Source organism: Pseudomonas sp. GW101-3H06 (assembly GCF_059424605.1).
In genome coordinates this window covers 92,733-113,004 of record NZ_JBWKZO010000002.1, presented here as the reverse complement: position 1 = coordinate 113,004, position 20,272 = coordinate 92,733, and the positions used below count along the sequence as shown (strand labels likewise).

General features: G+C 55.4%; 13 protein-coding genes and 6 pseudogenes. 9 read left to right on the top strand and 10 right to left on the bottom strand.

Annotated elements, in window-relative coordinates:
- Nucleotides 1–11 precede the first annotated feature (11 nt).
- The 3 genes from AC07ZE_RS29575 to AC07ZE_RS29565 all read right to left on the bottom strand — a co-directional run bounded on the left by AC07ZE_RS29575 (nucleotide 12) and on the right by AC07ZE_RS29565 (nucleotide 2,096).
- A complete protein-coding gene (locus AC07ZE_RS29575; protein ID WP_137808219.1) occupies nucleotides 12–800 on the bottom strand; it encodes an HvfC/BufC N-terminal domain-containing protein in 789 nt (262 codons plus the stop codon).
- Nucleotides 781–1,677: an MNIO family bufferin maturase gene (gene bufB, locus AC07ZE_RS29570; protein ID WP_137808218.1), complete on the bottom strand. Its 897-nt coding sequence runs from the start codon at nucleotides 1,675–1,677 to the stop codon at nucleotides 781–783. Before bufB ends, AC07ZE_RS29575 begins: the two co-directional genes overlap by 20 nt.
- Before the next feature lie 71 nt (nucleotides 1,678–1,748).
- A complete protein-coding gene (locus AC07ZE_RS29565) occupies nucleotides 1,749–2,096 on the bottom strand; it encodes a BufA1 family periplasmic bufferin-type metallophore (RefSeq protein WP_137808217.1) in 348 nt (115 codons plus the stop codon).
- Nucleotides 2,097–2,641: 545 nt separating this feature from the next.
- Between AC07ZE_RS29565 and AC07ZE_RS29560 the strand changes: the two are divergent.
- Nucleotides 2,642–4,936 (top strand): annotated as a pseudogene (locus AC07ZE_RS29560) (Ig-like domain-containing protein); the annotation flags it as partial.
- A gap of 379 nt (nucleotides 4,937–5,315) precedes the next feature.
- Here AC07ZE_RS29560 and nhaA read toward each other — a convergent pair.
- Nucleotides 5,316–6,653, bottom strand: a complete 1,338-nt coding sequence (nhaA, locus tag AC07ZE_RS29555) for a Na+/H+ antiporter NhaA (protein WP_137808216.1) — start codon at nucleotides 6,651–6,653, stop codon at nucleotides 5,316–5,318.
- Between the two features lie 240 nt (nucleotides 6,654–6,893).
- Here nhaA and AC07ZE_RS29550 point away from each other — a divergent pair.
- Nucleotides 6,894–8,171 (top strand): annotated as a pseudogene (locus AC07ZE_RS29550) (DUF2254 domain-containing protein).
- 1 nt (nucleotide 8,172) lies between these two features.
- Here the strand turns inward: AC07ZE_RS29550 and AC07ZE_RS29545 are convergent.
- Nucleotides 8,173–9,492, bottom strand: coding sequence for a chloride channel protein (locus AC07ZE_RS29545; protein ID WP_137808215.1), 1,320 nt, complete (start codon nucleotides 9,490–9,492; stop codon nucleotides 8,173–8,175).
- A gap of 273 nt (nucleotides 9,493–9,765) precedes the next feature.
- On the opposite strand from AC07ZE_RS29545, the gene AC07ZE_RS29540 reads away from it, so the two are divergent.
- On the top strand, nucleotides 9,766–10,131 hold the full coding sequence (locus tag AC07ZE_RS29540; RefSeq protein ID WP_372242193.1) for a DUF6388 family protein: 366 nt from the start codon (nucleotides 9,766–9,768) through the stop codon (nucleotides 10,129–10,131).
- 195 nt (nucleotides 10,132–10,326) lie between these two features.
- On the opposite strand, the gene AC07ZE_RS29535 is transcribed toward AC07ZE_RS29540, so the two are convergent.
- The 3 genes and pseudogenes from AC07ZE_RS29535 to AC07ZE_RS29525 form a co-directional block, all read right to left on the bottom strand.
- Nucleotides 10,327–11,310, bottom strand: coding sequence for a tetratricopeptide repeat protein (locus AC07ZE_RS29535; RefSeq protein WP_238347427.1), 984 nt, complete (start codon nucleotides 11,308–11,310; stop codon nucleotides 10,327–10,329).
- A gap of 370 nt (nucleotides 11,311–11,680) precedes the next feature.
- Complete coding sequence (locus tag AC07ZE_RS29530) at nucleotides 11,681–12,046, bottom strand: histone-like nucleoid-structuring protein, MvaT/MvaU family (RefSeq protein WP_137808214.1); 366 nt, start codon at nucleotides 12,044–12,046, stop codon at nucleotides 11,681–11,683.
- A gap of 140 nt (nucleotides 12,047–12,186) precedes the next feature.
- A pseudogene (locus tag AC07ZE_RS29525) lies at nucleotides 12,187–13,634 on the bottom strand (TrkH family potassium uptake protein).
- Between the two features lie 559 nt (nucleotides 13,635–14,193).
- Here AC07ZE_RS29525 and AC07ZE_RS29520 point away from each other — a divergent pair.
- From AC07ZE_RS29520 to AC07ZE_RS29510, 3 genes are all read left to right on the top strand, one after another.
- Entirely contained in the window at nucleotides 14,194–14,394 is a 201-nt protein-coding gene (locus AC07ZE_RS29520) for a hypothetical protein (RefSeq protein WP_137808213.1), read from the top strand.
- A 630-nt stretch (nucleotides 14,395–15,024) separates the two neighbouring features.
- The gene (locus tag AC07ZE_RS29515) at nucleotides 15,025–15,480 is read left to right on the top strand and encodes an NAD(P)H-hydrate dehydratase (RefSeq protein WP_137808224.1); all 456 of its coding nucleotides are present in this window, start codon (nucleotides 15,025–15,027) and stop codon (nucleotides 15,478–15,480) included.
- The gene (locus AC07ZE_RS29510) at nucleotides 15,405–15,596 is read left to right on the top strand and encodes a hypothetical protein (RefSeq protein ID WP_171017158.1); all 192 of its coding nucleotides are present in this window, start codon (nucleotides 15,405–15,407) and stop codon (nucleotides 15,594–15,596) included. The genes AC07ZE_RS29515 and AC07ZE_RS29510 overlap by 76 nt, the downstream gene beginning before the upstream one ends.
- Nucleotides 15,597–15,827: 231 nt before the next feature.
- Here AC07ZE_RS29510 and AC07ZE_RS29505 read toward each other — a convergent pair whose 3' ends face one another.
- Nucleotides 15,828–15,971: a hypothetical protein gene (locus AC07ZE_RS29505; RefSeq protein WP_171017159.1), complete on the bottom strand. Its 144-nt coding sequence runs from the start codon at nucleotides 15,969–15,971 to the stop codon at nucleotides 15,828–15,830.
- A gap of 122 nt (nucleotides 15,972–16,093) precedes the next feature.
- Here AC07ZE_RS29505 and AC07ZE_RS29500 point away from each other — a divergent pair.
- Both AC07ZE_RS29500 and tnpC read left to right on the top strand, forming a co-directional pair.
- Nucleotides 16,094–18,802: pseudogene (locus tag AC07ZE_RS29500) on the top strand (Tn3 family transposase); the annotation flags it as partial.
- The gene (gene tnpC / locus AC07ZE_RS29495; protein ID WP_137808211.1) at nucleotides 18,802–19,164 is read left to right on the top strand and encodes a Tn3 family transposase post-transcriptional regulator TnpC; all 363 of its coding nucleotides are present in this window, start codon (nucleotides 18,802–18,804) and stop codon (nucleotides 19,162–19,164) included. The pseudogene AC07ZE_RS29500 and the gene tnpC, both read left to right, overlap by 1 nt.
- A 472-nt stretch (nucleotides 19,165–19,636) precedes the next feature.
- On the opposite strand, the pseudogene AC07ZE_RS29490 reads toward tnpC, so the two are convergent.
- A pseudogene (locus AC07ZE_RS29490) lies at nucleotides 19,637–20,005 on the bottom strand (Tn3 family transposase); the annotation flags it as partial.
- Between the two features lie 3 nt (nucleotides 20,006–20,008).
- Here AC07ZE_RS29490 and AC07ZE_RS29485 point away from each other — a divergent pair.
- A pseudogene (locus AC07ZE_RS29485) lies at nucleotides 20,009–20,227 on the top strand (IS630 family transposase); the annotation flags it as partial.
- Nucleotides 20,228–20,272: the final 45 nt, after the last annotated feature.

Here is a 20,272-nt window from a genome sequence, read left to right as displayed (position 1 = left end):
CCCTTCGCGTATCACTCATCATTACCCTCCTCACCGCTCAGATCGAAGCCGACAAAGGCACCCATCTGGATCAATTCCTGCAAGTTTTCGGACAGATCGAAATGGGCGTCCGCGGTGAAAGCATTCGCCATGGCTTGCGATAACGTCAGGCCACTCTCGAGCGCGACCAAGAACTCATAACTCCCAGGGGACATGCTGCGAACGTCCACCTCTGCATCGGAGCGCAGAACCAGCGTGTCCTGACTCTCCGAAAGGTCAACCGGCCCTGGTGTTCCACCCGCAGTATTCATTCGCCAGATCGTGAACGCCGGAAACTCTGAGCGCATTATCCGAAGCGAGGGATGAAGTCTGAGCCGCAAAGATGGCGACTTGTTGTGTGGTACGGCCGCCAGCGCGGCGGGAGCCAAGGGGATTTCGTCGCGGGCGTGGTAGGCCTCGGTCGCAGCGCGCTCGATGCGCGCGACATCGGCGAGATAGGGCACGGATGCAGCGGGATTGAAAGACTCAACAAAACTCGGAAACTCGGCCCCGTAGTGGAGCAGAATCGGCGAGGTAGGAGGCTTTATGGCCACAAAGATGCGTGCCATCGCTGCAAAAAACTCGTCGCCCACAAGCCTTGCAACACAGGGAAAACTTGCCCGCAGCGCTTCGCTCAGCCCCACGACGACATTGTTCCTGTAAACGGAGAAGCGTCTGGCGCTCGGCTTTCCGTCGGGGCCAACCAGACCATCGGGCACTGCACGAGCGGGATCTAGCAGCGCCGAGCCGAAGTCATCGAGCCTAGCAGACAGCGATGGCATGGTGCTCCTCCTGCAAATAAACGTCGTACATGATCGTCTCGGCTCGCTCGGCCTCGGCGCGGAGCTGAGGCCAGTCGGGCACGTTTGCATCCCATTCGATCAGCGTTGGCACCGGCGCCAGGCGATCAATTGCGTGCCGGTACAGGCCCCAGACGATCGCGTCCACACTACGGTCGTGGGTATCGATCAGCAGGGGCCGCCCCTTCTCGTCAACCTCCTGTGCATGACCAGCAAGGTGGATTTCCTGAACGTGAGCGAGGGGGTAGGACTCGATGTACGCGAGCGGGTCCCACTGTTGATTGGTCGCCGCGACATGAACATTGTTGACGTCGAGGAGGAGACCGCAGCCCGTGCGGCGCACCACCTCACCGATAAAATCGACCTCCGACCAGGTGCTTTCAGCGAAGGCGAGATAGGTCGAGGGATTCTCCAGTAGCATTTGCCGACCAAGCGACGTTTGCACGTCATCTATGTGTTCGCAAACACGGGTCAGCGCTTCATTTGTGTAAGGCACCGGCAGGAGATCGCCGAGGTAGCTGGTTCCATGCGTGGACCATGCGAGATGTTCAGAAAAAAGGCCGGGGTCGTACCGTCCGATAAGCGCTTTGAGGCGTTTCAGATGCTCCCGGTCGAGTGGTCTGTCCGCCCCGATCGACAGCCCCACCCCATGCAACGACAGCGGGTAGTGTTCGCGGATCGCCGTCAGATAGCGATGAGGTGGACCACCGGCCCCCATGTAGTTTTCCGCATGGACTTCAAAGAAGCCAATATTGGGCCGAGTCTCAATGATGACGCGATAGTGATCGGCTTTGAGGCCGACGCCCGCACGTGCTGGGATTCCTCGCCCGGTGGCATCTGCAGAATGGTGAACACTCATGTTTGATCCTCTCTCGCGCGGGCAGATGGGTGGGGCGAGATGGCCACCACCCACCAACTCGGAAGCCGGTGTCAGGAAGTCTTGGCCGTGAGGCTGCCGTTGCCTGCAGGCGTTGAGATCGTCGTGCAGGTGCCCTTGGCGACGAGCTTCCAGGCATTACCCTGGTAATCGACGTTGCTGGTGCCTGCGCAGCTCGTTCCGGCACCGGCGAAGCAATCATTGTGACCCTTTTGGGCGACTCCGTAACACTTCTCGTACTTACCAGTCTTCATCATTGCCATGCTCTTGGCCTGGTTCTCCTGCATCATCTTTTCCATGTCAGCTTTGCTCATGTCGGCAGCAAAACCTGGGGTGGCGAAGGCGCCAATAGCGGCGACGAAAGCCGTGGCTACAGCGGCAGACAACATACGATTCGACATTTCATTTCTCCGGATATAAGGGAGCAGCCGGGTGGCTGCCGACATTGAGCCAGCATCCGCTAGCTTCAGTTACTAGGAGGGGGCGACTAGGCAAAACGGTTCGCCAAGTACAAAAAAAGTTCATGCTGGAAATCCGCGATTATCCAAAAACACTCACAGGGACATATCAAGGCAACCATCTTGGTCTACATCCCCTGTTAGGTATCAGGTCGAGTATAGTTACTTAAGGGTTTTCCGCTAACACCAGACGGAGAAGCGACTCGCAATCTCAAGGACGGGACAACAACCTCGTTAGGAATGGTCCGTTAGTTTGCGCCAGACCTCATTACGGCTATGGCCAACCCTGCATTTTCACTTGAATAAATGGCCTTGCAGCGCATAGTCCACACGACATGGACGCAGACACCGTCCGTCGTCGTGAGCCCAGAACTGGTGCAACCGTTCATCGCATTCTCCTTCGCGCTAACCCGCGCGGCATGACAGTTGTTTCACGTCCTTGCGGAAGGTCTGCACGGCGAGCTTCAGACTCTCGACCATCGTCAGATACCAACGGCAAGCCCAGCCCGTTGTTCGGCGCCCAGCCTTACACTCAGCAATTGCTGCTTTTCGAGGAGTTCGGTACGGAAAAACTCGATCCGACCCTGCCTGCACCACCACTGACATACCCAGTACCCACCGTCGGCCCATTGCCGCAGCAAGACCCGGACAATATCGCCCGCAGCGGCCCTTCGAGTTCGGCATTGGAAGCCTTCATGCGCCAGCCCGGGCTGTCCCCGTTTCCGTCTCAGTTCTCCAATGTGCTTGACCGCAACCCGTGGAAGGCGCAAATCGAAACCTTCCTCAACCGCCATCCGGTGGGTTCGCCCGCCGAGGGCCGGCCACTGGGAAAAGGCTGGTCGCATCAACGATGGAACGAGTTCTATCCACAGGTCGCCTTCAAAACCGTGCAAGCAGGCGCCAAGCTCAACGGCGGCATGCGCGATCGTTGGCAACTGCACAACTACGCCGTCGGTGAGTTCGGCCCCGGCGGCCTCTACTACCAGACCTCGGACATCCCGACCACGACGGGCACGACCAAAGGCATCGACACCCGATTCCATCCCAGTATGCCGGTTCAGAATCACAATGCACTGTGGATCTTCGACGGCACCTTTCCGCCAAAACTGCTGATGGTGCGGTATGGCCAGCCGGTGTTGATGCGGCACTACAACGCCTTGCCGATCGATCCGTCGGCCAACATGGGTTTCGGCCTGCACACCATCAGCACCCACGAACACAATGGCCACTCCCCGGCCGAAAGCGACGGCTACACCAATGCGTTTTTCTTTCCGGGGCAGTACTACGACTATCGCTGGCCGCTGCAACTGGCCGGCTATGACACCATCAACACTACGGCCCAGGACCCGCGCGCGGCGTTCCCTTGCGCACCGGGCGAGAAACTATTCGTCAACGACGCCAGCCCCGGCCTCAAGACTTGCGACAACGGCACGATCAAGATTCGTGGCGACTGGCGCGAAACTATGAGCACTCACTGGTTCCACGACCACATGCTCGATTTCACCGCGCAGAACGTCTACAAGGGCAACGCGGTGATGATGAACTACTACAGCGCCCTGGATCGCGGTAACGAAGCGATCGAAGAGGGCGTCAACCTGCGCCTGCCCAGCGGCTCGGCGTTGCCGTGGGGCAACCGCGACTACGACGTCAACCTGGTGGTCGCCGACAAGGCCTGGGACGCCAACGGCCAATTGTGGTTCAACCCGTTCAACTCCGACGGTTTTCTCGGCGACCAGATCTTGGTCAACTGGCAGTTCCAGCCACGTCTAAAAGTACGCGCGCGCAGTTACCGTTTCCGCATTCTCAACGGCTCGGTGTCGCGCTACTTCAGGATTGCCCTCGTGCGTGAAATTGCAGGCAACGGTGGCGAGTTTCCCGGGCCGTCGGGGTCCGGCGTTTCCTACAACCGCGTGCCATTTCACATGATCGGCAACGATGGCAACCTCATGGAACACGCCGTGCCGTTCGACGGCAGCATGGACCTGGACGGTGATGGCGATAAGCAGAACCACAACGCGATCCTGCCCACCCAGGGCATCGCCGAACGCTTCGACATCATCGTCAACTTCGCGAAAAACGGGATCAAGACCGGCGACAAGCTGTATTTCGTCAATCTGATGGAACACAAGACCGGCAAGGGGCCGGAGAAGAACGCCTTGAGCCTGGCGGACGTGCTGTCCGAGAAGTACAAGGCGGTGATCAAACAGGGCAGTAAAGGGCCGGAATGGGACAAAGGCGACCCAGTGGTGGGCAAGTTTATGCAAATGATCGTGCAGCCTTACACCTCCTTGCTGTTGCGTTGGGATATCGAGCATCCGGGGCAGTTCCAGTTGATGCCAACGCCTCTACCCGGTTGGGACGGTGTCACCTACGTCAACTCCGCCGCACTGCCGACCTTCCGTAATGGCGATGGCAACGGTAATGATGACGACGATGACGACAACAAAGGCCAGAACAAGAAACCGATTGCCAACGCCGACAGTGCCACCAGCAGCAATGGCCAACCGGTGAGCATCAACGTTCTGGCCAACGACACCGACCCGGACGGCAACGTGCCGCTCAAAGTGGTGGGCCTGGCCCAGCCTGACTCCGGTCAGGGCACAGCCAGCACTGACGGAGTACGCGTGATCTACACGCCACCGGCCTCTGTAACGGCGCCGTTCACCGCGACCTTCACCTATCAGGCGAGCGACGCCAAGAACGCGATCTCGGAACCGGCAACGGTCTCCGTGGCGGTCACAGGGGCGGCGGTCAACGAAGACCTGGTGGTAACCAGTGCGACCGTGACGGCGCGCTGCAACAATCGCTACACCTGGGACCTGGCGGGGACCACGTCACGCGGCACCGGCAACACACTGACGGTCACCGCAACCACCACTGCCGGCCCGCTCAACCTCGGCAACGCGATCCTCACACCGACCGGCACCGGGGCGCGTTGGCGAGTATCGGTGACTACCACTGGCAGCGGCCCATCGTCCAATCCGACGGTGACCATTAGCTCGGCATTCGGGAAGAGCATCACCGTCCAGATTAGTAGCCGGTAAACTCTACCGGGAAATGAGTAGGAATTTGAGCGAACTGTAAATCGACACGGCGCCCTGGCTATTAAGCCAAGGCGCCGTCGAAATTCACACCATCGGACGTTGATCCGAGAGCCTATCGTCAGAACTTCATTTTCCCCCAGATCAATCCGGTGATTGCAGCCACTGCTGAAGCCGCAAGAACACTGAGTTTTGCCGAAGAAAGTAACGCAGGATCAGAAAACGCCAACGATGAGATAAAGATGGACATCGTAAATCCGATACCGGCCAACAAACCCACCAGTCCGATACCACTCCATGTCACACCTTCAGGCAGCTTGCAGACGTTGAGCTTGACGAGGGCGACGCTCGCAAGAACGATTCCGAGCGGCTTGCCGAGCACAAGCGCTGATACCACACCCATGAAGACATTCCGAGAGACATCATCGTCCAGATTGATGCCTTCAAGGCCGACACCCGCATTGGCCAAAGCGAAGAGCGGCATGACACCAAACGCTACCCATGGGTGCAGTCCTACCTGAACCCGCTGCACCGGAGGCAATATTTCTCTCTGTGCTTGCTGAAGTTGCTTCAGCGGCTTGGCGACCTCCTGCGGACTGTTGGAGGAATGGGAGAAACGATCCATCAGCTCATGGAAACTTCGCCCAATTGTATCCAGTGGTCGTTCCGTTGCGGGCTTGGAGTTTACCGGTGTCATCAGGCCGAGAATTACGCCCGCCAGTGTGGGATGAACACCGGTTTTCAGGAGACCAAACCATACAATGGCGCCAGGCAGTATGTACGCATAGGCCTTGCCAATGCCCATTCTCTGAAAAAGCAACACCAGAGCCAATCCGCTCATCGCCACCACTAACCCCAGGTAATCCAAGCTCGCGGTATAGAAAACGGCAATGATCAAGATGGCGACAATGTCGTCGATGATGGCGAGGGCCAGCAGCAGCACGCGAATACCACCCGGAATCGACTTTCCTAACAGTGCGAGAACCCCGACAGCAAACGCAATGTCGGTGGCGGTTGGCACAGCCCACCCTGTACTGGCTTCGGTACCCTGGTTGAACGCCATGTAAATAATCGCCGGCATCATGACGCCACCTAACGCCGCGCCAAGGGGTAACGTCGCCAACTTCAGATTCGCAAGCGCACCGTCATTGATTTCCTGGCGTATCTCAGCTCCGACCACGAGAAAGAAAATAGCCATCAGCCCATCATTGACCAAAAAATGCAGCGAACACGAGACCGTAAACTCGCCTAAACCTAAGGTGAGTTGGGTGTTCCAAAAGTGATCATAAGAATCAGCAAGCGGGCTGTTGGCCCAGATGAGCGCAACCATAGCAGCGAGCAGCAAGACGATGCCGCTAACCGCTTCGATATGTGAAAACCGTTCTATTGCGGCCAGTGCGCGAGTGGTCAAAACCTGAGGACGGGGAATAGAGGAGGGCGCCGAGTTTTTATCAGACACATTAACTCTCCGCTGGCGGCCCGACCAACGTTTGAGCTTTAACCTGCGCTGTGCCGTATGCAGCAACGCACCCAGCCGGATGATAAGGAGCTAACAAGCAGGATGTAAATGACCAAGCCAAACTACTGAAATGAACCTTCGTCTGCCAAGAATACTCCACCAAGGGTAATTACCTCTCCTCCTTTGTTGACGCAAATCCGAAACTACTGACCGATCACGTCACTATCAAGGATATTAAAAATGATCGCTCGCTGGCGCTGGGTGCTACACCAATTGACCAAACGGCTGTGGTTCAGAGCGAGTCTGTTTTCTTTGCTGGGAATAGCAACTGCGTTACTCGCCGTTGCCTTCAAGGACTACATTCCCGAATCATTACCCACCCGCATCGGAGCCGATGCCGTCGACAAAATCTTGGGCATCATCGCTTCGAGCATGCTAGCAGTGACGACTTTTTCGCTAAGCACAATGGTGACCGCCTACGGTGCAGCCAGCAGTGGCGTAACGCCTCGTGCCACTACGCAGGTGATGGAGGACACCACGACTCAAAACGCACTCGCCACCTTCATCGGATCATTTCTGTTCAGCCTGGTAGGTATTATCGCTTTGAGCACCGGGGCTTACGGCACGCAAGGAAGGGTTCTTCTATTTGCGGTGACCATTGCCGTCGTGATTCTGATTGTTTACACGCTTTTACGCTGGATCGATCACCTGTCCAAGCTCGGCCGGGTGGGCGAAACCATTGATCGTGTCGAACAGGCAACCATAAATGCCATAGAAAACAGAATCCAATGGCCTCATTTGGGCGGTGCTGCTTACCCATCCTAGTGGATGATTCCACCCACGGCGCAAATAATCTCAAGTCATCAAACCGGGTATGTCCAGCATATTGATGTACACGCATTAGGCGCCATCGCCAAAGCCTGCGAAATAAAGATCTTCCTGGACGTCCTTCCGGGAACCTTTGTCCATCTGGGCATGCCGATCGCTCGACCCGTGAGTTTGAACAAGGAGTACGCAGACGCTTTGCACTCCAGCAGCGAAAAGATCCTGGCAGCCCTGACCATCGGCGTGCGTCGAACGTTTGAGCACGATCCACGGTTCGGGCTGTCGGTGCTGTCCGAAATTGCTTCACGCGCGCTATCGCCAGCAGTCAACGACCCTGGAACGGCAATTGACGTCATTGGCCGTGGGGTTAGAAGCCTAACCTGTTGGGGCGTGCCACAAAGTCATACGGCAAAAATCGATGAAGATTGCGAGCAGGTTTACCTGCGCAGTCTGATGGTAGATGACCTATTCGATGACTTTTTCGCGCCCATAGCTCGAGACGGCGCGGGCTTGCTCGAAGTGGACCTCCGTTTGATGAAGGCCCTTGTCAGTCTCTCGCACATACACCCTGATATGTTTGGCGGTGCCTGTACCAGGCATGCAGATCTACTAGTCAAGCGCGCGAACCTTGCACTGACATTGGAGGAGGACAAACTGACGCTATGCGCAATGGCTCGACAACTGATGCGGTAGATCAGTCTGATTTTCGCGAAGTTGTACTACTTTCCGAGGCCTGCAAAAAACCGCGAGCCAACTGCTGATATAACTCGGGTCCCATCCTTGCACTGACCGCTTTGGCAATGAGCGCGACAGCCATGAGACTGATCACCATCCCGTGGCTGTCGATCATCTCCATCACGATGATTGCGGACGTGATGGGCGACTGTGTGACTGCAGCGAGGAACCCGGCCATGCACAAGGCAATGACCGGCTGAGCAGCTAGACCGAAAAGTTCGGCGGCATTTGCCCCAACAGCAGCGCCTACCGCCAGAGATGGGGCAAAAATGCCACCGGGGATCCCGGAAAAGTAAGTCACTACGGTCGCCAGAAAACGCGTGATCGGCGCATGCCATGGCAGGCTGACATCGGACACGATGACCTGGGAGGTGATGCCGTAACCGCTGCCAAATGACATCCCTGCGCTGAGCCAACCGAGAATGGCCACAATCAATCCGCAAGCGCCAGCGAACCAGACAGGGTGCATACGTCGCCATTGCCAGACAACAAATCGATGATGTCGCTGGGGCCACAGCAACATCCGGCTGAACAACCCACCTAGGAGCCCGCAGCCAATACCGGTGACAAGCACCGGGGCAATGATATCGAGGTGAATGTCTTGAACATCAAAATGACCGAAATAGTTGTAGTTACCCTGCAAAGCAATCGCGACCATCCCTGACAATATGATCGTACTGAGCAAGACCCCACTGGTACGGGTTTCCAACTTGCGGCCCAATTCTTCGACCGCAAATGCAACGCCGGCCAGCGGAGTGTTGAACGCTGCGGCAATGCCCGCAGCGCCGCCAGCGAGAATGAGGTCTTCGCTGCGGATGATTCGGGCATTAGGTAAATAGCGGTGAAAGAAATGCATGATCGAGGCGGCGACTTGCACTGAAGGGCCTTCGCGCCCAGCTGAAAATCCGCCGGTCAGCGCCAGGGTGCCAAGACCTATCTTTGCGAAGGCGATTCGCAGCGATACCAGTTTTTCGACGGGCTTCCCTTGGTGAGCCAAGCGCGTGGCGGCGATCACTTGAGGGATCCCACTGCCCTGTGAGCCCACAAAAAAACGAGTGGTCATCCACACCACCAGCATGCCAATCAGAGGTGTGTAAACAAAGGGCAACCATGGCCGCTCAGCAGTCTGTTGGGCAAATTGCGTCAGCGCTAGGTCGGCCAGTCGGGCGAACATCACCACAAGAAGGCCTGCGACCGTTGCGGCTGCCCAGAGTGTCACTCGTGTACGCCAACGGATCGAGGCAAAACGACGGCGTAACAGCAATAGCGGTTTTATCACCCGAGTGGTTCCAGTTGTAGTTCGTCACTGTGGTGCGTGCAAGACTAACCGGATAAGTCATTTACTCCAACCGGAGCCCGCCAATTTCTGTGGGCACCATCATCGGAAGACTGGATCTGTACGATTACGGTCAAGAAGCTCGGAAGTCGGCCATTGATTGCGCTACAGGAGGGTGAGCCTGGCAGTTGGTGAAAGCGTTGGTGGGATACAGATGCATCTGTTTTTTACTAAAATGAACCTCGGCAGTCTTGACGAGACCGAAATTGCCGAACCATGGCCGATACCCTGTTACACCGAGGCAAAAATACCCAGAAGGATGTGCTGGAGAAGCTGATGAACTCAGATGATATACGAACAGAGCTAGCGCTCGCGAAATTCCTCAACGGCAACTCATCACTCAATGATGCGGTCCAGAGGCTGAGTCTGAACGAAAGAAAATTGTGCATCGAGTCAGCGTTTGAGCAAGAGGCAACACGTTTGGGGATCGAGGTGTGGGAGCTAACGCTTACACTGATTTCGGAGTCTCCTGAAGAACTCAAAAGTCTGACCCTAGAGTTTCATCGAGAAGTGGCAGAAATGGTAGAAATGGTAGAAATGGACTGGGAGGAGTATTGCGAATTGAACGGGATTGACGAGTGACTGCGTAATTGCATTGCTACTGACTAGCATGCTCCTTAGTGACGATCTGTCAAAAGCGATCAATCACATGTGTCTACGAATCCAAGATCAATTCAGTACTTATAAGTCACCACACTGCCCATACGCTGTAACCGAAAGATCCAGTACAGCGAGTCATCAAGGCGTGATCGCGTCTGATCGGAGTGTGAGACCTGTTTAACCCACCATTTTCTTAAGCGCATCTAGTTTACGCTTCACCCCTATTTTTGGATTCAGGGTGATAGCTTCTTCATATACTTGAATAGCTTCAAGGTGCTGGCCCAGTATTTCGTGCGCTAGACCTTGAGCCTTCAATGCCATTGGCTTCCACGAAGGGTTGGCATCGGCGCCTATGGACCTGGCACGAGTTATGGCTTTCAGAACCGTGCGAACACCTGCTTCCGAGAGGCCAGGCTCTCCCAGGATCCTGTCAGCAGCGAGAATGATCCGGTCGTACTGTGATGAGCATAGGTTCGCTCCATCTAGCTTATCGGCATCGAGAAAAACACCGTTCTTGTCGTACCTGTATTTACCCACCCCCATAACATCGACAATCAGGAGTGTCCCTTCCTCATCGAAACTATAGCTATCCGTGCCAGCCGTTCGTGGCGTGATGGAGAACAGCTCTGTGCCAGTTCCCAGATCGAACAGGAAGAGCTTATTGGCGTGATCTGTCGGGCTGTTGGCCGTTATGCAGAACGCGAGTTTGCCATTTCTTGAAATACCGCTATCAAGAATATTGGCCGTCAACTCTTTGGTTACGACAGGGACGCCATTGCTATCGAAGACTCTGAAGGTTCCTGAAAGTGCGCTTCCGAAATGCCAATCTTCCAGACTGAACGAGCCATTATCAGCAATAGAACCGTTGTTGGGACGAGGCATTTTTCCATGCGCGGATACAATATCACGTGAAACGTCGACTAAAACGTACTCTCCAAGCCCACTGTCGCGTTGCCCCCCCTTGCTAGAGATTGGGTCCCAATCTCTCCATGAGAGAGCCCAGCTTTTCGACTTGGAAAAATGGTAGAGGCCGCGATAGTTGAGTGAATTGACAGTCATCAAAATCCTGCCCAGGTCAATCGTCTGAGCCTTGGCTGCGGGCGCACCTACGCGGGACTGGTATTCAGTTTTATTTTTGAACAGCCAGTCAAAAAATCTCATACCTACCCCACTTCATAACCCTTGTGAAATACAAAAGGTCAAAGACCTAAAATTCAAATCAAAAATGCCCCTTGACCGAGAGATTGATAGGTTCACAACCATATGTCCTAGCCAAAAGGACTTATCACTGTAGTTGAGAGCTGAAAAACAGTGGACGGCTGCATGTCCAGTCTGCTTCAACCACGACCAGTCCAGCTACTTCTAGCCGAGAATGTGATGTCCCGTCGCGCTCACGTCACACGAGCGGCAAGTTACCAAATAGGTACCTTCTCTAGACTGCATAGCGACAGAAGCTCCCATAGGGCTCGCCGAGCCATGGTTCCCTAGGCCAAAAAAAGGGCCCATGCAGGGCCCTTTGTATAAAACGATCTTACTGAGTACGCCACGACTCAACAACGGTTGCACCGAACTCTGTTTTCCATTCTTTCAGTTCCCGGTGATTACCGCCCTTGGTTTCGATCAGTTCACCAGTATTCGGGTTCTTGTAAATCTTCACGTTGCGCGCTTTACGGAATACTTTCGGTGCGGCAGTGACTGGGGACCGATGACTTGCCTGAGGATCAAGCAGGTTGATGACGTTCCGAAGACTAAAGCCATACTCACCCAGCAGTGCGCGGAGCTTGCTTTCAAACTCCATTTCTTGCTTCAAGCCTGAATCGCTTTTCATTGACTCGAGCTCTGCGAGCTGTTCGGCGAGTTGTTGTTCAAGCTTGCGAAATTCAGCCAAACGAGACATGGATAGCGTCCTTAAGGTGTGAGATTGCGCGAAATGCACTTTCCGAATGCTAAGTGATATTTCAATCTTAGTCATCCATACCCTTTTGAAAGTGGCCTTAGCCAGTCAGCACTGTGTAAACAGCCCAATAGTAAGAACGGTCAATATCTCCAAAAAACTGGAGTTACGAGCACCAACACAGTAAGGATTTCCAGCCGTCCCAGTAGCATGCCAATGGTCAGTAACCATTTCGCGGAGTCAGGTAACGATGAGAAATTACCGGCCGGCCCAATGATCGTACCCAGGCCCGGCCCGACATTGCAAACCGCAGTAGCGGCGCCACTCAAAGCCGTCGTCCAATCCAGCCCGATCAGCGCCAGCCCCAAGGCGATTATGGCAATGGTGATGGTGAAGAAAAATGAGAAGGTCAAAAGTGAGCGCAAGATCTCTTCGTCAATGGGATGACCATTGTATTTCTTCTGGATCACCGCTCGAGGATGGATCAGTTGCTTCAAACTACTCACGAGTAGGGTGGCAGCCACTTGGAAGCGGAAGATTTTAAGGCCACCAGCCGTCGAGCCTGAGCATCCACCGACGAAGGTCAGGTAGAAAAAGAGCAAGACAGCGAAGCTGCCCCATAAGGTGTAATCGCCAACCGCGACTCCGATGGTCGTGACAACCGAGGTTACATTGACTGCCACGATACGAAACGCATCCCACCATCCGTAGTCGCTGTGAAAGTATAGCCATGTACCCACAGCCAGCCAGGTGACAATCAAGAATCCAAGAAATCCGCGTACCTGCTGATCCTTCAGTACCGCACGCCGATGACCGCGTAATGTTGTGACGTACAAAGTAAAGGGCAAGCTACCCAGAATCATGATGGCCACAGCTACCCAGTGAATCGCTGGCCGTGTCCAATGCCCAAGTGAAGCGTCCGATGTTGAGAATCCCCCAGTAGAGATCAACGACATTGCGTGATTGACCGCTTCAAACGGCGTCATCCCGGCGACCCAGAGTGCCAGTGCTCCGGCACCGGTGAGCCCTAGATAGAGAAAGAGGATGTACTTGGCTGCCACATGGGAACGTGGCGTCACTTTCTCCGACCAGTCTGAGGACTCTGTCTGGAAAAGACGCATGCCACCCACTCGCAACAGTGGAAGGATCGCTACAGCCATGCCAATGAAGCCGATCCCGCCCAGCCAGTGAAGCATCGAGCGCCAGATCAGTAATCCCGGTGAAGCTGTATCCAAACCACTCAGAACAGTTGATCCCGTGGTTGTGATACCAGACATCGTTTCAAAGAAAGCGTCGGTGTAGCTGATGTGACTGATGAACACCATTGACAACGCAGCGAAGGAACACACCACTACCCAACTGCCAGTAGGTACATATCCCTTGGACGAAGCTGGGCAGTATCTGGGCGTCCCCGTAGGATCAACAGGAGGCCACAGATGAAGGTAATTAAACTCGACCAGAGAAAAGCTGACAGGTCGTCGCTGCGCTCATAGGCCACGAGCGTGATCATGGGAATAACCATGCTCACAGCCAGCGTGATCAGAAAAATGCCTAAGATGAAGCCGATAAGCTGCATTGCTGCGAGGGACATAAAAGTAACCTGCCAAATTAGCGGCGCGCAGTATCGAATGCTCAACCTCAATAACCCGTAAATTTTGCGTAAAATTTTTACGAGCAGCTACCCAGATTGAATACGCCGTGTCGTATTGGATCCGATACTCATTGGCGCAGTGTAGGTTGCAGCGTTGACCAATTAAATCGGAGCAAGCCAGCGTAACTAGCACAGAGCTCTGTGCTTCTTAGGAGTGCATATTCAATCGATCGATGCAACAGATCCGCTAAATCTTTCGACTAGCGTTTACAGTTAGTTTTCCGGGAACGTCCCAGCACCACTGCTGATTTGATCAAGGATGACCCCGCGACTAGATCGGGCTGGCGTAGGTGATGGGCGCCGCTAAAAATCGGTTAATGTCAGTCCTTTTAGAGGTCGCGGTAGGGATGGCAGTTACCTGCTTGAACCCCTACCGCTACCCTTTTAGAGTCACCAACTGTCCTCTCAACGCACAAAGTCAATAGCTTGGTGCCACACTGACACGTAGGACATAGCGACTCGTAGTGTCGGGTCTATCCTATCTTGGAGCGATTACTTCATGATCAATATCGATGATTTTCGATTCAAGTCTCACCATCTTTTGGTAGGGCTCGATGCTGCTACAAACCAAGAGATGATGCTGGTATCAGCAGGGAGAGTTACTGGCGACCCTTGGAGCGAAGCTGTTAAACGACAAAAGCAGGCATTTGAGGCATGGACTGCATTTCTTTATGAATCTGAAACGGAAGCTATTCCTTGATGGTCGAGTGGTAGGATACCGAGCACGAGCTACCAAGAGATGTTCGATCTGTACTCATACAATGGAAGGGTTTGAAGGGGGAGTCATAACCCATGAATGAAAAGCCCGCATGGGCGGGCTGTTTTTTCACACACAGGGGGCTGATCCTTCAGCTGACGTCAGTGTAGAGGGAGTATTTTGAGGCGCAAGTCGGAAACGAAACGCCAGGCGGTTGGCTATCGCGAAGAGCAGTAGCTACTTTTCCCATAAGGTCATTCAGCGAGGCAGTCTCGCTTTACACCAGCTATCCAGCTGTACGGTGGTGACAAATGAACACACACCAACGCCGCCGACGCATAATATTTTGGCGGGGGTCATTCCCCGTGATACTTGGATTTATAGTGCTGGTCCTAGCCTTAGCGCTCGCCGACCGGATCGCCCCCGTAAGCCCGCGAGAGATCGACGACGAAAATCTGAACCAGGAGGTGGAGCACTTATCAGAATTGAAGAGTCAGGAAGCTGCCCCCATTGCGATACCGTCTCAACGTGATAAATAAGCCCGTTCGTCGGGCGGGTCTAATCCGATTGACACAGTTTCGAACCCCGAACTCGTTGTTGAGTTTCGCTTTCAGACTGCTGGGGTGGGTCAAAATGGCGTCGGCATCCGAGTCAAAATGCATTGGGAGTAATACCACTCGGATCAACGCCAACGCGCCTTCAACACTGGCCACCGCCGGCTCGGGTGACGTCTTGGGTGGAATTATTCTGGGCCTGTTTGTCCAAGCAGTGACCGCCTTTTCCAGCGCCGCTGCGGGTGGCCGGTTGCACGGCGCGGCGGCCGCCGAATTTGGTCCCGTTTTGTTGGCGGAGGACCTACTGCCGGCAGTGGTCCGTCGGCTGTTTAGCCGACAGCCTTCCGTTAAGGAGAAAACTCTGCGCCATCCTCAGGTTGACGGGACACCATCACATAGCAGCCAATCTCCGCCGTTTACCAATACATCGTCAGGGAGCTCGCACCCACCGAACACGCGTTGGACGAAGCACCGGTCTCCATTGTTTGTGAGCCGGTCAAAGTGCCAGGCAGCCCAAGTACACATGGCAGAATAACCATGCATCTTGAGGCGGGCACAACTCTTGAAGAAGAGCAGGCCATCGCGAAAACGCTCCAGACCAAGGTCAAGGGGCTGTTTCATCTGAAAGCTTCGGAGGATGAGTCCATTTAGTTTGAGTTCGGCGACCTGGCCAGCGTGAGCGAAGCCTGGACGGGCGCACCGAGAGCGGGATTTTCCTTAGTGTCTTTGCCGCTGCACCTGCGTTACCAGACATGCGTGTGGCGGGCGTAGTGTCAGCATGAAGAGGCTCGAAAATTTCAGGCACCTTGAGCAATATCATTCGGCTATTATGATAAAAAAGCGTGTTCAGCCCTCTAGACCACCTTGGTTGATCCAGCTGATTCAGAAATAAGGATATTTCGATGCCCGCCCCAGCTTCGTTGCTGCCGACAGTTCTCTTTCTATCGCAATCTGCACAAGTGCATGCTGCTCGTCCGAGCGGCGGTTTTGGCGTGGATGCTCGAAAAACGCCAGAGAGTTTTTCATGAATTACTTTACCGACACTGCCGTTAACATTTTAGGCAACAGTAAGCTGCGGACGCCTCAAATCGAGGCCTACATCAAGGCCCAAGAGCATTTTGCGAGCGATCCTGAACAGGATGCACTGATACGGGGTACGCATAGTTCCTCGCTATGCGAACCTCCGAACCCTGTATCGTCATCAGACAGCTATCCGTCAATATCTACAGATCACCCCGTTTTATGGGAGCGATGCCCTAAAAATCGCAGAGGAAACTGCCCACGAAGCGGTAGTGGTCCTTGATTAACGTGTTGACGTCGTCAATGTCCTGATTGGCGTGCTGCTTGAGCGAGGCTACGAACTGCCTACCTATTCGACGCTCAATGAGGCGGCTGAAGATGCGCAAGTTGCTCTCCAGGAAAAAATTTTCAATTGTGTCGTCGATAGAGCCCCGATTGATGTGATCTACCGTCTAAGAGAGCTTCTTGACACCGATTTCGGTCGTCGCCAAAGCGACTTCAACGCCTTGAAGCAAACGCCAAAGAAACCGTCCCGCAAGCATCTGGAGGTGCTGATCGACCACCTGACCTGGCTCGAAGCATTCGGCGAATTGGACGTCATCTTCGATGGCATCGTGGATTCCAAGATCCGTCATTTTGCCGCCCAGGCCGCAGCGTAGGACGTCGCGGAGCTGAAAGGTTGCTCCCTGCCGAAGCGCTACACCTTGGTGCTGGCCCTGATCTACCGCATGCAGGTTCGTACCCGAGATCACTTGGCAGAGATGTTCGTTCGGCGGCTTTCCACCATATACAAGCGTGCCAAGGAAGAACCGGAACAGATCCAGCTCAGGCAGGAGGAAACTTGAACAGTTCGTGGCCACGCTGGATGGCGTACTGGAGATTCTGGCTCAGGAGCCGGACAATCAGGAGGCCGGCAGTCTGATCCGGGAATACCTCTCACCCGACGGCAATCATGATCGCCTGCGAGAAACCTGTGCCGAGGTGCAGGCTACCGGCGGTAACAACGACCTTCCGCTGATCTGGCAGCACTTCAAATCCCACCGTTCGCTCCTGTTCCGGCTCAGCCATATCCTCCAACTGGAACCCACCACGCAGGATCGCTCGCTGATCCAGGCTCTGGAGCTCGTTCAGGACAACGAGAATCTGCCCCGTGAGTGGATTGATGACCATGTCGACTTGTCGTTCGCGTCCGATCGCTGGGCGAAGGTCGTGCGTCGCTCGGCCAGTGAGGGGCCTGCTACCAACCGGCGCTACCTGGAGGTCGGTGTCTTCTCTCACCTGGCCAGTGAGCTGCGATCAGGTGACCTGTGTGTCATTGGCTCGGAGTCTTTCGCGGACTACCGAAAGCAACTACTGCCCTGGGAGGAATGTCTCGCTCGTCTACCGGCGTACTGCGAAAAGGTTGGTCTGCCGAGTAGCGCCAAGGACTTTGTTGCCACGTTCAAGGCCCAACTGGAAGAGACCGCGCAGCAGTTGGATGACAAGTTCCCGTCCCGCCGCGGTGATGTCTCGATCAACGACGGCGGCGAGCCGGTGCTGCGACGGGTGATGGCACGCGATATCCCGCCCTCGGCCATTTCACTGCAGACCGCCATTACCCAACGCATGCCGGCCAGGCATGTGCTCGACATCATGGCCAACATTGAGCACTGGATTCAGTTCACCCGGCATTTCGGGCCCATGACCGGCAATGAGCCGAAGCTCAAGGAACCGGCCGGACGCTACCTGATGACGATTTTCGCCCTGGGCTGCACTTGGGCCCCAACCAAGCAGCTCGCCACCTAGCCCGCAATGTCACGCCGCACATGCTGTCGTACACCAACCGCCGTCACCTGTCACTGGAGAAGCAGGACAAGGCGGTGGCCGCGGATGGCGCCCAGTTCGACTTCTACGACGACAACCTGCTGGCCGGCTACCATTTCCGCTATCGAAAAATGGGCGCCGTGGCGTACCGGCACGTCGCCAACAACTACATCGCGTTATTCCAGCACTTCATTCCGCCGGGCATCTGGGAAGCTATATATGTCATTGAGGGGCTGCTGAAGGCGGATCATAGTGTTGAGGTCGATACAGTCTACTCCGACACCCAGGGCCAGTCGGCCACGGTGTTCGCCTTCACCCACCTGTTGGGCATCAACCTGATGCCGCGCATCCGTAACTGGCGCGACCTGGTGATGTGCCGGCCGGATCGAGGTGTCTCATACAAGCACATCAACCGCCTATTCACCGACACCGCCGACTGGCACCTGACCGAAACCCACTGGCAGGACCTGATGCAGGTGGCGCTGTCCATCCAGGCCGGCAAGATTTCCTCGCCAATGTTGCTACGCAAACTCGGCTCCTACAGCCGGCGCAACAAGCTCTACCACGCCGCGCAGGCACTGGGCAGCGTGATCCGCACGATCTTCCTGATCAACTGGATCGGCAGCCGTGAGTTGCGCCAGGAGGTGACCGCCAACACCAACAAAATCGAGTCCTACAACGGCTTCTCGAAGTGGCGGTCCTTCGGCGGCGATGTCATCGCCGAGAACGATCCGAATGAGCAGCAGAAGCGCCTGCGCTACAACGATATGGTCGCCTCCTCGGTGATTCTGCAAAACACCGTCGACATGATGCGCATCCTGCAGAAGCTCGCCCGTGATGGCTGGCAGTTTACCGATGAGGACGTATCCTTCCTGAGTCCCTACCTGACCAGCAACGTCAAACGCTTTGGTGAGTTCAACCTGAAACTCAAGCGCCCGCCGGAACCCTGGATCAAGGACTCCATTTCCCAGCAGGCGGCGGGTTCAGTTCGTGGGCAGCAGATACCCACTAGCACTGTTGAGGAGACGAACTGATGCACATCCCGCCCGCTTCGTTTCGAGTGACACCCTATGGGGAAGTTGATTCCCAGGCACTAGATTCCCTGCGCGAGAGCTATGAGCCCTCTCAATTGCTTGACGTGGTGGACCGGCTGGATGCCTGCCTGGCCGAAATAGGAGGGGTCGGCAGCATTCGGGACAACCTCTTGCGTCTGTATGCCATGGCCATGACCGTAACGGAGGGCTTGCCTCTTACCGTAGCTACCAGCGATATCGACAGCATCTGGGACGAGGCGATGGCCCTTCAAGAGGATATTTCTGCTTTATGTTCTTGCTTGCAAGCGGGCTCTAAACATGTGATTCCATCGGCGGCACTTGCCCCTTACTATCAGGACTAGGCTATCAACGGTGGGAACGGCCGTGCGGAAGGTTGCCGGCAGCTCTGGCTCACCACGGCCGCAGCGCCTCCACGATCCGTTGGTAGTGGCCGAAGGCACCATAGCTCCCCCGCTGGAATAAAAGCGCTCCGGCCCGGTGATAGTCAGTGGGCCCGCACGGGTCAAGGCGTTGCGCTGGCTCGATGAGGTGCACAGCATCGGTATTGCCCTAACGCAGACGGCGCACATCCTGCTCTGCCGCATCGCTGTCGCCAACACGACCAGGGTCCCAGCGATCAACAGATGCCAACATCGCGCTAAATGGGGACGCTGGTGGCGTACGCGCTGTACCTGGAGGTTACTGCGCATACCGTCCATCCTCGGGGGGCTGGAGACGTTGCTACGCGGACTGTGCAGCGGCATCGTACGCGCATGCCGAGGCGATGTTCTGTCAGCCCGGGTCGGCAGCGCGGAGCGCTTTCTCCTGCTGTAGGGCCTGGGCCGTCGGGTAGGTTTCGTCACGGATGCGCCAGGCTTGCAACCAGGACAGCTTGGCGTAGGTTATGCTCGGACTCGACTCGGCCACCTTGATCGGGCCGAGGTTGCTGGCATCGCTCGGGATCGCCGTTAGCAGTAGCGTCCGGTCTTTCGCCTGTGCGCCATCCTTCAGGTGCGAGAAGTGACGGGTGAAGCCCGTCAATTCATCCAAGTTCATCAGCAGTTCGGTGATCTTGATGCGCGGCAGTAGCCGGCTGATCTGGTCAATCAGCGCCTGTGCGATATTGGGCTCAGCGCAATCCAGCGGGATGATTTTCAGCCTGGTCCCGGTGAGGATAGTGTCGGGAAGTTCGTTGTGCTTTGCCGGTTGTGTGAACGCTTCTTCCGAGATATCACCGTTTTCTTGCGTGACGGTAGCTTCAGTTCGATACGTGAACTAGCCAGCTCCGTTACTACGTTCTTAGCGTTACAAAATGCTCTGCCGAGCCGATACGGCTGGAGTGCAAAAGGGGAAGAGATATTGAGCAAGATCCAGCGTGCACGAGAGGCGATGGCATCACAGCGTAAAGAGAACGTTTTTTCTTAGACAGAACACTAGAATGTCTTGCTGTCGCTCTCTACCTGTATCTCC